Source organism: Dehalococcoidales bacterium (assembly GCA_028717385.1).
Classification (GTDB): domain Bacteria; phylum Chloroflexota; class Dehalococcoidia; order Dehalococcoidales; family CSSed11-197; genus CSSed11-197.
The window spans coordinates 1-14365 of record JAQUNW010000028.1 but is presented as its reverse complement, the minus strand read 5'-3'; the positions used below and the strand labels follow the sequence as shown (position 1 = coordinate 14365).

Below are 14365 nucleotides of genomic sequence, written 5' to 3'. Positions count from 1 at the left end.
GAAGCCTATATTGCCTGTATAAAGTGGGGTGGCAAATTCCAATATTTTGGATCAGCTGAAGCCGCCATTGAAGCCGCTAAAAGCGGCCTTAACCCACTGGCAGTCTGCGCTGAAGGTGAAACCTCCGCCCTGATCAAACGTCTGGCAGATGCCGGAATAAACTACCAGATATTTGATGGAGAAGCTCCCTGATTTAATAATAATCCATTAATATCTTTACTGTGTTTTTCTTTTATCTATTGATAGCTGAGGTATTTGTGCCTATAATATATTTAGGTTAACCCGAATATTTCTGTAAAACCTTAATATTGTGACGGAGCAAATGACATCATGACGGATCAGCGGGCACTCTTGGTAGACGAAATACTCAAAACTTCGGAAAAGCTGTTTAACATTATTAAACCCCGAATTCCGCTTGAATACCTCAGCAGCGATATTACCATTGCCCAGTTGCGCGTAATGATGGTTCTTTATACCGATGGCCCCAGCAAGATGAGTGCTATTGCCAACCAGTTGGAAGTTGCCCTGTCTTCGGTAACCGGCATTGTGGATAACCTGGTCAAGAAAGACCTGGTCATCCGCCAAGCTGACAGCCTTGACCGCCGTCTAGTGATTTGCTGCCTGACTTCCGCTGGGGAAGAATTGCTTAACCGGCTCTGGATGATGGGAAGAACAGAAATGGAAAAGCTGCTGGAGGGTCTGAGTGAAGAGCAGTTGGAAAAATCGGTTGATGTTGCCCGAATACTACTTGCCAATGCTACAACCGGCAACTTTAATAATCCGGAGGTTACGATAGATGACCAAAATATCTGAAGCCTTAGCAAAATTTATCGAACGTCACCCGCGGTGGTTTATTTTACTTGCACTGATTATTAGCGCTGCTGCCATCCCTGGAATTACGATGCTGGAAACTGAAACCGGCTTTGCTGCCCTGGTCTCTGATGAGGCAGAAATTTCGGTTAATAATGCTCGTTATGAAGCTGTATTCGGCGGCGAACCTTTGACAGTACTTCTCACTGGAAGTACCGAGAGTATTCTTTCCCCTGCCAATCTTGACCGTATGGCCGCACTTGAAGAATACCTGACAGCGGACAGCCGCTATTGCTGCATAAACAGCCCACTGTCTCTACTGGAAGCAGTTACTGGAACAAGCTACGCCCAGAACCCGGATATGATTATCTACGCCGCACTCGACCAGCAGGGAAACCTGAACCCGGCTATTGCCTCACTTTTCCCGGATTCTGAGCACGGAATTATACAGATAACTCCCACCGGCAACCTGAGTGATAATGACGCACTGCTCGCTGCCCAGAATATTGAAAGCTTTCTGGAAGATAATCCATTCACCAGCGTCACGACAACGGTAGTATCAGATGCCGGCCTGATCAACTCCATCACTAACAGCATAGGACGCAATATCGCCATTCTGCTGGGACTGGCAATTGTGGTGATGATTATAATTCTGCAATTGTTCTTCAGGGTTCACTGGCGCCTGCTTTCCCTGGGAATGGTCGGCATGAGTGCTCTGTGGACATTTGGATTAATGGGGTATCTTTCCGTCCCAATGAGTATGGCAACCATGGCAGTGCTACCTATATTAATAGGGCTTGGAATAGATTTCTCTATCCAGTTCCAAAACCGCTACCAGGAAGAAATTACCCGCTGTGGAAGTGTAGGTGATGCAATTATTGCTTCTATTACCCGCATGTTCCTGGTGGTTGGAGTCGGAATGCTGGCTACAATTGCCGGTTTTATAACTCTTTTCGTCTCTAAAGTGCCCATGATTAAAGACTTTGGATTAATGCTGGCGGTTGGCATTATTATCAGCTATGTGCTTGGCTTATTTTTACTCCATAGTATTATTTACGTGGCCGACCGACGCACCGAAGTGGAAAAACTCAAGATCAAATCTAAAAAGGCAAGCGGCCGGATAGAACACATCCTGGCTGTTCTTGGAAGGAATGCCATCAAGCACACGCTATGGGTTTCCGCTATAGCGCTTGTGCTAGCGGTGGTGGGGGGTTATTTTGATAGCCGGCTTACAATCAACACTGATTATGAAGAGCTTATGCCCCAGGATGAACCGGCTTTGCTGGAGTTGAGGCACCTGAGGGAAATAACCGGCAGTGGCGGGCAGCTACGCTTTATGATCGAAGCTGAAGATATAACCAGCCCAGAGGTGATCGGGTGGATGAAAGACTGGGGAGACCGGGCGATTGAGCAACATGCCGAAATACGCTCGGTGAATAGCCTGGCAACAATGATAACCCAAGTTACAGGTGGAGTTATCCCACCAGCAGAACAAATAGATGCAATCATTCAATCAACCCCCAGTATTTTTACTTTCAGTCTGATTTCGGACACATCGTCGATGGCAAGTGTTTCTTTCAATATAAAATATATCTCTCTGGAAGGTGTACACACCCTCATCCAGGACCTGGAAGAAATGGCTGCACCTCCGGCAGGAGTCGCTGTTAATTCAGTAGGCACGATGGCACTTGGGGCAGAAACTATAGATGCGGTCATCGGTTCGCGAATGCTTATGAACCTATTATGTCTGGTGGCTGTATTCATCATAATATTAATTGCCTACCGCCGGCTGGTAAGTTCTATTTTAACGGTGATACCGGTTATTGCAGTTATTGCATGGTCTTCCCTTGTAATGTATTTAATTGATATCCCACTTAATCCCCTTACCGCTATCCTGGGAGTGCTGATCATCGGTATTGGTACTGAATTTATGGTAATGATTAATGGGCGTTACAACGAAGAAAAAAGCCGGGGCGTGGCACCGGAAGAGGCCATGGTTACCGCTATCACCAAGACAGGCCGAGCTATTATGGCTACAGCGCTTACCACACTAGGTGGTTTTGCTGTAATGATAGTATCCAGTTTTGTGATGATCCGGGATTTTGGCATTGTAACTGTTATCGGTGTTCTGCTTTGTCTTTTGATCTCTCTTGGGGTAGTTCCCGGCCTGGTGGTCTGGTATGATAATGCCAAGAACAGAAGGGGAAAGCATAAAAAACCTGCCTGATAAAAAATCTGCATCGAAGGATAATCCATGGAAGTTAAAAACCGGATACTGGCTATCGGTGCCAGCCCGCGCAAAAACGGTAATTCCGACATCCTGCTCAAACAGGCGCTATCAGGAGTAGCAGATACAGGTACCGACTACGAAGCTATTCAACTGCGAGATTATCACTATATGCCATGCACCGGATGTGAGAAGTGCCAAAACAGCACCCACTGCATTGGACTCAATGATGGTATGCAACTGTTATACCCCAGGCTTTTGGAGGCACGAGGGCTGGTGCTGGTTTCTCCCAGCCACAACTGTAATATCACCGCCTGGATGAAAGCTTTTATCGACCGGCTGTACTGCCTTTACCAATTTACCAAAGACCGCCCGCGGCAGTATACGAGCAGTCTTTCCGGGCAGGGACGAAAAATGATACTCATTGCTGTCGGAGAACAGCCGCAATACGATATAGCTATCGGCCTCACCATAGATGCCATGCGGATACCGTTCGAGTATCTGGGTTACGAGTTGATTGGAGAGCTGGCAGTAAAGGGTATTTTTGATAAAGGCGCAGTAAGGGCTGACTTTGAGGCTATGGAAAAAGCCAGAAACCTTGGAGCACATCTTGCACAGGCTATAGTTGATTAAAGAATTCCACCCAACTACATTTCTCTGCATGGATACGTTTTTTCTATTGCTATTGGGAAGCACTATCCATATAATCGGTTAAAACCCAGAGGAGGGTAAAATGAAACAAAACATGGGAACTGCTGATAGATCTATCCGCGCGATACTGGGTATAGCTGCACTGGTGGTTGCGCTTTTCTTCGTGGCAGGTGTGTGGGATATTGTACTTTATATCTTCGGGGCAATAATGGTAATAACCGCTGCAATGGGAGTTTGCCCGCTTTATATACCGTTTAATATTTCGACCAAGTAAATTAATTGTGTCACCCTGGAGCGAAGCGAAGGGTCTTATAAGAACCGGGCTCGTTCATAAGAAAAATTGTGTCATTCTTGAGCACCCCTCCTGTCACCCTGAGCGCAGCGAAGGGTCTCACACGAGTTGTGCCCGTTCATGCGGGAACACTCTGTATGTTACAACGGGCACTACTGCGTAAAAGATCCTTCTTCGTGCTGATGTTCTCATCAAGGGTGACACAGGAAATGGGACGTCCTCATCCCGGACGACACAGAAAACACAATCCCTTATAAAAAGAGGGGCGCATGTGCCCCCCTCTTAACCAAATTACCAATTTATTTTTACGATAGCCAGGAATCTACGACATCCTGGTTGTTGCCAACCCACTCAGCTGCAGCAACTGCAGGAGCCATCCCATCAACACTAATCATGTGCATTACTTCGCCTAACTGGTCGGAAGTCATCTTCCAGTTTTCCAGGAATGAAACTATTTCAGGATAATCTTCCCGGAAACCTTCACGAGCTATGATAACAATTTCTTCTAGTCCGCCAAGCGTTTCATCTGGATCCTCAAGCATTTTTAGATCATAGGCAGCGAACTTCCAATGAGGCGCCCAGCCTGTTACGGCTATCCATTCCTGATTATTGATAGAGCGCTCCAGCTCAGCTATCATTGCCGCTTCGCTGGATTCGCTAAGCTCCCAGTCTCCCAAACCGTAATTTGGCATCAGGACGTTCTTGGTAGCTTCCATGATCCCGGCTCCGGGGTCTATGCCAACTATGCGGCTGCCGAATTCACCAGCGTGATCTTTCATTTCAGCTAATGAATCTATGGTCACATAATCAGGTACAACAATAGCCAGAACAGCCCCTTCGTAGAGAGTTCCAATTCTGTCCAGATTATTTTTACGAGCTTCCCAGTAAGATTTATGGGTATAAGGCAGCCAAGCAGTGGTCATGAAATCCTGGTCGCCAGTAGCAACGGCTTCAAACATGACACCAGCTGAAACAGTGCTGAGTTCAACGCTATAGCCCATGCCTTCTAGAATATCCTTTGCAAGAAAGGCTTCTGCCTCCGCTCAAGCCCATTGTACATAAGGGATCTTGATAGTTTCTTTTTCTTGCGAACAACCACCGGCAAGGCCAGCGGTCATAACAATAGCAGCTAAGGCTGCCAGTGCTGAATAATGAATTTTCTTAAACAATTTTCTCCTCCTTTTATTGTTTAATAGTTTCGGGTTGCCTTTTCAAGGCTACTTTCTTCTATTAACCATTCCTCCTTTCTCTCAGATTAACTATCTAAATTTCGGTTTCTTTTTCTTCTGCGGAGCCTGATCCTCGTTCGGCTTCCTTTGCTTCCTGCCTGGTTTTACGCCGGCGTTTGATATAACCAATAATCCGGCTGGCTGGCGTAACCTTATCAGAACCAATGTTACGGCTAACGCGATCCAGAACCATAGCCAGTATTACAATCGCAAGACCGCTCTCAAAACCCAGAGCCAGATCAAGCCGGTTAACCGAGCGCATTACCTCTGCGCCAAGCCCGCCAGCACCAATCATAGATGCAATCACCACCATGGAAATGCCCAACATGATGCACTGGTTCACACCAGCCATAATGCTTGGCAATGACAGGGGCAGTTCAACTTTTCTCAGCACCTGACGGTCATTAGCACCAAATGCCACCGCCATCTCTTTCATATCATCTGGAACCTGAGTTATTCCCAGGTATGTCAACCTAACTGGTGGCGGCACTGCAAATATAATGGTGGCAAAAATGCCGGGTACAACACCTGTACCAAAAAGCATAACGGCGGGAATCAGATACACAAATGCTGGCATCGTCTGCATGAAGTCAAGAATCGGCCGCATGGCGGCTTCCAGCCTTGCAGAACGCGTCATCAAAATACCTAGCGGTATACCGATAAGTAGTGCAATAATCACGGAAATAACCACCAGCACCAAACTGCTTAACATCTGCGGCCAAAGACCAATATTCCATGTCAAAGCTAAACCAATCAAACTGAGAAGAGCGGTGGTTTTACTGGTTACAAGCCATATCAGCAGTGCAAAAATAACTATCAGGATTACTGGAGGCACCGCAGATAAACCATCGTTAAATCCGCCTGTAATGGTATCCAGGACATTTTTAATGACATCAAATATTATGGAAAGATTTTCAATTATCCACCTGACAAGCCACTCGATTGCAGTTCCTATTTCCAACTTGGGAAGACTAAAGTTCAGCAATTCCGTCACCTCCCTTCCTGTCATCCAGGCTTTCAACCAGAGTGTTGTGTGTAATGACTCCTAATAATCTCCCATTTTCATCAACCACCGCCAGCGCTCTTTCCGCTTGGCGTAATGCGGGATAGACATCTCTCATTATTGTATCGCCCAGAATAGTGTCAGCTTCACGAATTATGTCTTTGAAGCTAGTCTGACGTTTTTTAGATAATGGCAGAAGATCATCCCTGGTTACCAAGCCTGCCAACTTACGCCGTGGCTCAGTTACAAACAAATAATCGGTATCCGCCTTTTTCATGCGGTGTAACGCCACAGAAACGCTTTCTGTATCTCGCACTGTACCCCGAGGCCATTTGGCAATGCTGTTAGCGTCCAAGATTTTGGACACGTCGATTCCAGTCAAAAACTTCTCTACATAATCGTTAGCCGGTTCAGCCAAGATTTCATCCGCTGTACCGATTTGCTCTATTACACCATCGCGCATAATAGCAATACGGTCACCCAGACGAAGTGCCTCATCGAGATCATGAGTAACAAAAATGACTGTCTTTTTGATTTCCCGCTGCAGAGTAACAAGCTCTTCCTGCATTTCTGCCCTTATGAGTGCATCGAGCGCGCCAAAGGGTTCGTCCATCAATAAAATGTCAGATTCCATTACCAGCGCTCGAGCCAGACCTACCCTTTGCTTCATCCCGCCGGAAAGTTCTTGGGGCATTTTATACTTCCAATCCCCCAAACCAACTGTTTCCAGCGCTTTAGCAGCTTTAGCCCGTCGTTTCTCTCGCTCTACTCCTCTTAGTTCAAGCCCAAAAGCAACATTGTCGATTATGCTGCGGTTGGGCAAGATGGCAAAATGCTGAAAGACCATACTGATTTTTTCACCACGCAAGCTCCGCAAATCTTTGTCGCCCATTTTTTCTACGGCATTGCCGTCAATCAATAAGGAACCGCTGGTGGGCATCAGCAAGCCATTGATACAGCGAAGCAGGGTTGATTTACCGGAACCGGAAAGACCAATGATAACAAAGATCTCTCCTTCAGCAACTTCAAAATTAACGCCGGCAACACCTAGTGTAAGACCAGTTTCCTTTAGGATCTCACTCCGGGGCATACCTCGATTGAAAAGCTCAAGTGCTTTTTCTGTATCTTCGCCATATATTTTTACTAAATTTTTTGCCTCTATTTTTGCTGTCATACTCCCTCCTTCTCAAATAGATTAGCGGGGATAAATAATTCTGGGCGTGAGAATACAACAAAATGTGATAACTGAAAGAATTGAATAGTTAATGACTGATGCAGTACTAACAATGAATGCCAAAATATACCGAGGGGGGGGTTCCAGTTTACAGTGTTATTAAATTTTGCTTGTTTATCAACCGGGATTGAACAATACTCTGTTATTCAATACTCTCAACCTACACCCCAGATTGTAAAGATATGTTGCCTTATCAGCAAAAGGTTGTGGGTGCCGACAACTGACACCCTTAAAATATCTGTGTAAATTTCTAATATAGTTTACCATAATTTATTATCCCCACAGCCCAAACACAATCTGCTCATGTTACCGGAGTGAGGCGAATATGTCAACGCTAAAAACGGGAAGTTACGTTTGCAATCAGAATAATTTCTTATTATTTTACCCAAATTCAGATAGATATTTGTGCCCCATTCAAGGTAATCATTTTTGCTTTTTGCCGTTGTTTTGATGACTACCGGTGCCTATGTTAATATTTATGAATGCAGCATTTTAAACTGATATTACCCGAGCACCTTAATCATCATGGCAAGCTTTTCGGCGGCAATATGCTCAAATGGATTGATGAGTTTGCTTATATCACCGCAACCCAGGAATTCCCCTATAACACGTTTCTTACTAAAGCCCTGGATAACGTTGTTTTTCGTAAGGCTGTCAGCTCGGGAGAAATTATTCGTTTTGATATTACTCTGGCACACCTTGGCCGAACTTCGGTTGTATATAACATAAAGACCTTTGGAACACGGGTAAATGAACAGATAAGCGAAGTTTTATTCGAAACCCGCATCACCTTTGTTGCAGTAGACGAAAACGGCAACAAAGCCGAGATTATACGGCCTATAGAACCCCCCAGCTGTTAGGGTGGTCCAAGCAACAAATCTGGCCTTAGCGATACAAACACGAAGGTTCAATGAATTTTTATACATCGTCATTTCCAGATTAGTAATAATATCTTCCTTATCCTTCTTTATAAAAATTATTGACACTGTACCAGGACGGTGCTAATCTTTCGACAAAACATAAGGAGCGTGACATGGGCATTTTTTCCAATAAATTGGTGGTTGCTATCGTTTGTATAGTAGCAGGCTTTTTGATTCTGCCATTTTTAAGCCTTCCTACTATCATCTCCTGGATCATCGGCATTTTCCTGATTGTGTACGGCATTCTGGTACTGATGGGCAAAAGCTAAATACTGTTGTCTTGGGCTTTAAAAAAGGAGGAGGACAGGCTAGCTCCTCCTTTTTTTATTTGCAATACTGGCAATAATTAAAGCTGTAACACAAGCCTCATCTATATAATTTCAATATTCCCCACAAACCAACCACTATCTGAAAGCCATACCCATGCATACAGCCGCTCAATACTACTTCTTCGCCTTTCCATTCTTCCGCCACTGCTTCTTATTACCCTGCAACACCTGCAATCACTTGAAATAAAAACAAAGCTGAGAATACAATTAACGAAGATACGGGGTATGGCTAATGTTCAAGAATTCCCAATACCTCACGCAGAAGTTTTCAACAGGAGTCGGCATTTTTGGCAGTTGTTGAGATAAATAATCTTAAAAAATATTTCGGTAACAACCGGGCTGTTGACGGTATTTCGATCGAAGTTGCCAGTGGAGAGATTTTCGGGTTTCTTGGCCCAAACGGGGCTGGCAAAACCACCACGATACGATGCATGATGAATTTCCTCCGCCCTCAATCAGGATCAATCACCATCCTCAACAAAGACGCTCAAAAAGACTATGTTGAGTTAAAGAAACAAATAGGATATCTATCCAGCAACTCCCACCTGTACGGGGATTGGGACGGTCAGACGCACATCGATTTTATAAGGCGTTTTTATAAACACAAGGATAAGTCCGATCAACTCGTGCGCCGATTTGGTTTAGATACAAAAATAAAATCGAAGTATCTATCTTCCGGAAATAAACAAAAATTAAGTCTCGTTCTTGCATTTATGACCGAACCCGAGGTGATTATTCTTGACGAACCAACTCAGGGGCTGGATCCACTGCTTCAGAATGAAGTATATGAACTACTGCAAGAACTTGCCCAACAAGGATCTACAGTTTTTATGTCCTCCCACAACCTGGCTGAAGTAGAAAGAGTGTGCGGCCGGGTAGGGATAATTAAGAAAGGTAAGATGGTAGCTTCACAGAGCATCGCCGTACTCAAAGAAAAGAAGCTAAATATTATAAATGCACAGTTCGAAGAACCGGTTGATAAACAGGAGTTTTTGGACGAAAATACAGAGCTGATAAAAGAATTTACAAACGGCTTACTGCTTAGGGTAAAAGGCGATATAAACCCGGCTTTGGCCAGGCTTGGCAAACACCGCCTAACTCATATTGAAATATCGCAGCCCTCACTGGAAGATATATTTTTGGAATACTATTCCAACTCGGAAGAATAATCATGTTAAATATTTTTTGGAGAACGATTAAAGACAGGAAAATTTCTCTTGCGGTTTATTCAATCACCGGCTTGATATTCATATGGATGTACGTCGCGTTGTTTCCTTCCATGCAGAAAAATGCAGAAGCGTTTGAGAAAATGCTTGAATCATTCCCGGAGGCTTTCTATAAGGCGCTAGGTATTGAAAGCCTGGGTTTTTCTACTATAGAGCAGTTTCTGGCAATGGAGCATTTCAGCCTGGTGTGGCCTTTAATGGCTATTTTTCTGCTACTTTCTATTGCAGGTTCGGGTTTGGCTGGCGAAATAGAAAAGGGAACAGCAGAACTAATACTTTCAAAGCCGGTATCCAGGCTTAAACTGTTTCTGGGCAAATACACGGCAGGCCTTGTCTCATTGCTGGTATTTACGATAGTTTCCATATTTGCCATTGTCGCACTGGCCCCGATGCACGCAGTCAGCTATAACTTTGCCAATTTTGCGCTGGTAGCCGCAATATCCTTCCTGTTTGGATGGGCGATATTCAGTATGGGGATGCTGTTTTCGGCAATATTTTCTGAAAGAAGCCGGGTTTATATGGCCTGTGGTGGTATCCTTCTGGTGATGTATGTATTAAATGTTATGGCACTGCTAAGCGAAAATCTGGAATGGCTAAAATACGTTTCTTTTTTCCATTACTACGATTATAACGCCGCATTAGCTGATGGAAGTCTGGGGATTTTTAATGTTTTATTCTTTGGAATTACGATAGCTTTTTGTTCGGTTGCTGGAGCCTGGTGGTTTACAAAGCGGGATATTGCAGTTTAACCGCGCGGTTATCAGGCTATTAATAAGCCGGGGAGCCTGCCTTAACCGCTATGCTAAGCATGGGATAATCAACATAGCGTAGTTATACTCAAAATTTTATCGAGTTGCTCTGCTGCAGCAAAAAGTTCATAAAGATGGATTGGGGGGATTCAAGAGGGAATAAGTAGCGCATGGTGTACGATATCTGGAACCTTTCATATTAAATTCAGATTGGAACGTAAGAATTAAGTTGGTTTTGACCGGAGGTTTGATAATATTTTGCCCATCTAGGCCGGGTATCAGCTTTCTTATTTACAGCACCATTCTATTTGAAATGATTTCTATGAATCGCACGCTTTTAGCTATTAACAATACAACCCGTTATATAACAACTACCAGGTAATTGATTCAGCAATCAACTGAAGTTCACCGGTCGGGATATTTTTCGGGGCTAATAAACCAAGCTCAAACAACCCTTCGTTGCCGACCGGTTGCTCGAGTGGCATCAAGTTCCAATGGATCAAATTATGCTCATCTCTATCGATAAAATAACCATAAGTATCGTTAATATAGATCCGGGGAGCATTTAGTATCCTCAATGGAATTTGCTCCCATTGTATGCTTAACTCAATAGAATAGTCCCTGTCAGCCTTAACAATATAAAATACCACGGTACGGTTATCGCTCATAATAGTGCTTTGCACGCTGTAACCTTCAGGCATATCCTTTGGGGCTGGCACCTGTGTACCGATCAAGCTGGAAGCCTGCTCAAGGCTCACTTCACATGGAAACACTGACGGGGGCTCTTCTACTGGGGCAGCCGTGCAACCGCAGAGTATCATACAAAGTAATCCCCAGTGTGTAAATAGAAGTGCTATATCTTTGGTTTTTGGTAAATACATTCTTCTCCCACCTGGCTTTCAGTGAGAATTCTCAAATACATTAAATCATTCAATATCAAAGTCAAGTACTGCTTTTTCCTGCCCAACGTGCAATTTAGGGTTATAATCCGGGCTTTCAGGATCTGACATGTTTTCGAATTTATAAATGCCGTATTTTTCGCAATCCAAACCAACCAGTTCCGATCTATCGATTGCACCATTTTGTGTTACAGGAGATTGAACGGTAACATACTGGTTATTGCCGGGTATAAACATTACTGCTGTAATCATTACCAGGCATGCTAAAAACCGTGCCCGGTTATTTGATTTAATCAGCATCTTATCTCCCTCCTCCATTGATACTCTTTGAACTTGAATATTAAATGCCTTACCAAATATGCCGTTCAAACCAGCCTGGACTTCCCACTTCACCGAACCATAATACTTCCCCGGATATTATCTCTATATCGGCATCGTACTTCCTGGTTTCCAATATTATTGTTACTTGCACTCTTTTCTCCAGTGGCTCCTTCTCTGCATTGTTTTCAGGCATAACAACTTTATAGACATGTAAACCGGAAATAACAGCGCCTTGATTGATGATCTCGAGAATGTCCGACTCGCCATTTAAAATGTTGGTGATTTTTTCCACTTCTTCGCTGGTTAACTCTCCAATGATGATCTGGCGCATGACTCTTTCCAACAAATTCACTTTTACAATAATACTGCCTCCTTCCACCCCTTCAACTTTAACGGTAGCCAGGTTATCGGTGATTGCTATTATTTTTATTCCTGATATTTCTTCACCCTCGAGGGCTTCCGCCACCTCGATGCTGTTTCTGGCAATTTCGGCGGCCAGTGCTTTTTCATGCTGTCCTAAAAAATAAGAAAAAGCGACCATTGAAGTAATTATCAACAATACGACCATGATACCTGCAAAGGCTGGCTGCCGTAACAGCTTCTTTAAAGTAATACCCTCTTTAATTCGTTGCAGTATATTTTTATTACTGGTGGAATCACCAACTTCTGCAGCGTATCTTTTGAGTAAAGCTGTGCGCAATAAGGTCTTATGACCATGCAATTCAATTTCATCAAACTGAATGCTTTCCAGTTGGTTTATTAAATCCTTTTCTTCCATTGCCCCTCTAACTGGATAACAGATTTCATTCTAAAAGGTTGCATCTCCAATAAGTGTTTTCAGTTTTTTTATTCCCCGGTGAAGCAGTGATTTGATGGTTCCTTCACGCTTACCCAGAATCAGGCTGATTTCTTTTATCTTTTTCTTTTCGAAATACTTAAGGGTTAATACTTCCTGGTACTTTACAGGAAGCTGAGTGATACATTTATGAAGAGCCAGAAATAGCGCCTGTTTACTTAGATGGGATTCTGCTTGTTCAATTTCTTGCTCAAGGGAAATATTGAGTAATTTGGCCGTTTCTTCAAGCTCTTCCTTCAGATGAGCAAGCCGGCTGTTACGCATATAGCTGTTATTTATTTCATTATCTGCTATCCTGTACAGCCAGGCAGAAAAGTGGATACCTCTCCATTCAAAGCGTTTGATATTATCTAATGCTTTCAAGAATACTTCTGAGGTAATATCTTGCGCAGCAACTACATTTGCGGTACGTTTCAAAATGTAGGAGTAAATTTTTCCGTAATATTCATCGTAGAGTTCACCAAAAGCACTGGCGTCAGTTTTGGCTTTCAGGACCAAATATTTTTCTCGATCTAAATCCATTTTCCCTATTGTGGACACTGTAATTTGCTAAAAAGGTTGCAGCCACACCTATAACATACACTATAAAAGTAATAATGCAATATAGTTGCCTGTCCTCTTCGAGCTAAAACTTTAACAACAATTGGAGAAAACAGAGTAAAAAACTTATGATCACAATCAGGGATTAAATGTTAGGAACGAACAGAGGGATTAGGAGTAAATGATTGATAATTCTAAAAAATAAGCCCTCTAAAACAAGCCTTTTAGCTTTGAAGTAGAGGGCTTTTTAGCTTCAAAAATTGGTAGCGGGGGTTGGATTCGAACCAACGACCTTCGGGTTATGAGCCCGACGAGCTGCCACTGCTCCACCCCGCGCTGAACTTCCAATTATAGCTAGTTTAGCTTTATGAGTCAAATTAAACATCGAGAGCAAGCAATTGGTCTTGCAATTTTGTTGGATTTAATAATAATATTAACAAAATCTTTTTAGAGGACTAGCAATGGGCATATCACTCAGGTGCCAGGCGTCTTGGTTTAACCGGATGGCTTTTTCAGATGCCATCCGGTTTCTTTGTTATAGGCAATATCCATTAATAGCATACGCCGGATTAAAATTGCAAGGAGATGAAAGTGCTACAGAAAAAAGCATTGGCAGTTATCACAGCAGTGCTCATTATGACTTCCAGCCCACTTCTTGCCTCGTGTAGTAATAATGAGACTATTACCACCTCACAAAATCCGGTTACCAGCTCCACAAAACCGATCACTAGTGCTCCGGTTGAGGTAGAAGATAGTGCCTCAGTTACGATTAAAAAGCCCAACCAGGAAAACATTGTCAACCTCAATGACAAGATCTCGGTAGTTATTCCTCCCAACACCCTGCCTGAAGGCACAAAAGTTGAAATCAACCAGATCGGTCAATCAATGAGGCATGATTTTAACGGTTTCAAACCTCTTGGCATCTTTGAAATAACCTCATCCAGCGGCAGCGAACTGGGCGGGGAGATAACTCTTGAGTTTAGCTATGATCAGTCTTCACTCAGCGCCGAACTGGAATCGGCAGATCAGCTGGCGGTGGCTTTCTATGACGAAGAATACAAAGCCTGGCAGGAAGTGGA

General features: G+C 43.6%; 18 protein-coding genes and 1 tRNA gene. 10 read left to right on the top strand and 9 right to left on the bottom strand.

Going from position 1 to position 14365, the window contains the following annotated elements:
* The 5 genes from PHX29_06000 to PHX29_05980 form a co-directional block, all read left to right on the top strand.
* Positions 1–192: hypothetical protein (locus PHX29_06000; GenBank protein MDD5605443.1), on the top strand; the 192-nt coding region annotated here is incomplete at its 5' end.
* Between the two features lie 138 nt (positions 193–330).
* A complete protein-coding gene (locus PHX29_05995) occupies positions 331–813 on the top strand; it encodes a MarR family transcriptional regulator (GenBank protein MDD5605442.1) in 483 nt (160 codons plus the stop codon).
* Entirely contained in the window at positions 797–3037 is a 2241-nt protein-coding gene (locus PHX29_05990; protein MDD5605441.1) for a hydrophobe/amphiphile efflux-3 (HAE3) family transporter, read from the top strand. Before PHX29_05995 ends, PHX29_05990 begins: the two co-directional genes overlap by 17 nt.
* 27 nt (positions 3038–3064) lie before the next feature.
* Positions 3065–3670 carry a flavodoxin family protein gene (locus tag PHX29_05985; GenBank protein ID MDD5605440.1) on the top strand — a complete coding sequence of 202 codons (606 nt, stop codon included), beginning with the start codon at positions 3065–3067 and terminating at the stop codon, positions 3668–3670.
* Between the two features lie 100 nt (positions 3671–3770).
* Positions 3771–3962 carry a DUF2892 domain-containing protein gene (locus PHX29_05980; protein MDD5605439.1) on the top strand — a complete coding sequence of 64 codons (192 nt, stop codon included), beginning with the start codon at positions 3771–3773 and terminating at the stop codon, positions 3960–3962.
* Positions 3963–4285: 323 nt separating this feature from the next.
* Here PHX29_05980 and PHX29_05975 read toward each other — a convergent pair whose 3' ends face one another.
* From PHX29_05975 to PHX29_05960, 4 genes are all read right to left on the bottom strand, one after another.
* On the bottom strand, positions 4286–4993 hold the full coding sequence (locus PHX29_05975; GenBank protein ID MDD5605438.1) for a glycine betaine ABC transporter substrate-binding protein: 708 nt from the start codon (positions 4991–4993) through the stop codon (positions 4286–4288).
* A 30-nt stretch (positions 4994–5023) separates the two neighbouring features.
* On the bottom strand, positions 5024–5149 hold the full coding sequence (locus PHX29_05970) for a hypothetical protein (GenBank protein ID MDD5605437.1): 126 nt from the start codon (positions 5147–5149) through the stop codon (positions 5024–5026).
* Between the two features lie 94 nt (positions 5150–5243).
* Positions 5244–6203: a proline/glycine betaine ABC transporter permease gene (locus PHX29_05965; GenBank protein ID MDD5605436.1), complete on the bottom strand. Its 960-nt coding sequence runs from the start codon at positions 6201–6203 to the stop codon at positions 5244–5246.
* Positions 6181–7386, bottom strand: coding sequence for a glycine betaine/L-proline ABC transporter ATP-binding protein (locus PHX29_05960; GenBank protein MDD5605435.1), 1206 nt, complete (start codon positions 7384–7386; stop codon positions 6181–6183). The genes PHX29_05965 and PHX29_05960 overlap by 23 nt, the downstream gene beginning before the upstream one ends.
* Positions 7387–7928: 542 nt before the next feature.
* Between PHX29_05960 and PHX29_05955 the strand changes: the two genes are divergently transcribed.
* From PHX29_05955 to PHX29_05940, 4 genes are all read left to right on the top strand, one after another.
* Positions 7929–8306, top strand: coding sequence for a hotdog domain-containing protein (locus PHX29_05955; protein ID MDD5605434.1), 378 nt, complete (start codon positions 7929–7931; stop codon positions 8304–8306).
* A gap of 173 nt (positions 8307–8479) precedes the next feature.
* Entirely contained in the window at positions 8480–8635 is a 156-nt protein-coding gene (locus PHX29_05950; protein ID MDD5605433.1) for a hypothetical protein, read from the top strand.
* A gap of 347 nt (positions 8636–8982) precedes the next feature.
* Positions 8983–9864 carry an ABC transporter ATP-binding protein gene (locus PHX29_05945; protein ID MDD5605432.1) on the top strand — a complete coding sequence of 294 codons (882 nt, stop codon included), beginning with the start codon at positions 8983–8985 and terminating at the stop codon, positions 9862–9864.
* A gap of 2 nt (positions 9865–9866) precedes the next feature.
* The gene (locus PHX29_05940; GenBank protein MDD5605431.1) at positions 9867–10670 is read left to right on the top strand and encodes an ABC transporter permease subunit; all 804 of its coding nucleotides are present in this window, start codon (positions 9867–9869) and stop codon (positions 10668–10670) included.
* A gap of 371 nt (positions 10671–11041) precedes the next feature.
* On the opposite strand, the gene PHX29_05935 is transcribed toward PHX29_05940, so the two are convergent.
* From PHX29_05935 to PHX29_05915, 5 genes are all read right to left on the bottom strand, one after another.
* Entirely contained in the window at positions 11042–11551 is a 510-nt protein-coding gene (locus PHX29_05935) for a hypothetical protein (GenBank protein ID MDD5605430.1), read from the bottom strand.
* A gap of 45 nt (positions 11552–11596) precedes the next feature.
* Positions 11597–11869, bottom strand: coding sequence for a hypothetical protein (locus PHX29_05930; protein MDD5605429.1), 273 nt, complete (start codon positions 11867–11869; stop codon positions 11597–11599).
* Between the two features lie 49 nt (positions 11870–11918).
* Positions 11919–12668 (bottom strand): hypothetical protein, encoded by a 750-nt coding sequence (locus PHX29_05925; protein MDD5605428.1) that lies wholly within the window; start codon positions 12666–12668, stop codon positions 11919–11921.
* 30 nt (positions 12669–12698) lie between these two features.
* Positions 12699–13268 carry a sigma-70 family RNA polymerase sigma factor gene (locus tag PHX29_05920; GenBank protein MDD5605427.1) on the bottom strand — a complete coding sequence of 190 codons (570 nt, stop codon included), beginning with the start codon at positions 13266–13268 and terminating at the stop codon, positions 12699–12701.
* A gap of 279 nt (positions 13269–13547) precedes the next feature.
* Positions 13548–13622, bottom strand: a tRNA-Met gene (locus PHX29_05915).
* A gap of 255 nt (positions 13623–13877) precedes the next feature.
* Here PHX29_05915 and PHX29_05910 point away from each other — a divergent pair.
* On the top strand, positions 13878–14365 hold a 488-nt coding region (locus PHX29_05910), incomplete at its 3' end, for a hypothetical protein (GenBank protein MDD5605426.1).

Excerpts from the sequence above, each read along its gene's own strand:
- PHX29_05995 (MDD5605442.1), top strand. The coding sequence starts at position 331 with ATGACGGATCAGCGGGCACTCTTGGTAGACGAAATACTCAAAACTTCG.
- PHX29_05990 (MDD5605441.1), top strand. The coding sequence starts at position 797 with ATGACCAAAATATCTGAAGCCTTAGCAAAATTTATCGAACGTCACCCG.
- PHX29_05985 (MDD5605440.1), top strand. The coding sequence starts at position 3,065 with ATGGAAGTTAAAAACCGGATACTGGCTATCGGTGCCAGCCCGCGCAAA.
- PHX29_05980 (MDD5605439.1), top strand. The coding sequence starts at position 3,771 with ATGAAACAAAACATGGGAACTGCTGATAGATCTATCCGCGCGATACTG.
- PHX29_05960 (MDD5605435.1), bottom strand. The coding sequence starts at position 7,386 with ATGACAGCAAAAATAGAGGCAAAAAATTTAGTAAAAATATATGGCGAA.
- PHX29_05955 (MDD5605434.1), top strand. The coding sequence starts at position 7,929 with ATGCAGCATTTTAAACTGATATTACCCGAGCACCTTAATCATCATGGC.
- PHX29_05950 (MDD5605433.1), top strand. The coding sequence starts at position 8,480 with ATGGGCATTTTTTCCAATAAATTGGTGGTTGCTATCGTTTGTATAGTA.
- PHX29_05940 (MDD5605431.1), top strand. The coding sequence starts at position 9,867 with ATGTTAAATATTTTTTGGAGAACGATTAAAGACAGGAAAATTTCTCTT.
- PHX29_05935 (MDD5605430.1), bottom strand. The coding sequence starts at position 11,551 with ATGTATTTACCAAAAACCAAAGATATAGCACTTCTATTTACACACTGG.
- PHX29_05930 (MDD5605429.1), bottom strand. The coding sequence starts at position 11,869 with ATGCTGATTAAATCAAATAACCGGGCACGGTTTTTAGCATGCCTGGTA.
- PHX29_05925 (MDD5605428.1), bottom strand. The coding sequence starts at position 12,668 with ATGGAAGAAAAGGATTTAATAAACCAACTGGAAAGCATTCAGTTTGAT.
- PHX29_05920 (MDD5605427.1), bottom strand. The coding sequence starts at position 13,268 with ATGGATTTAGATCGAGAAAAATATTTGGTCCTGAAAGCCAAAACTGAC.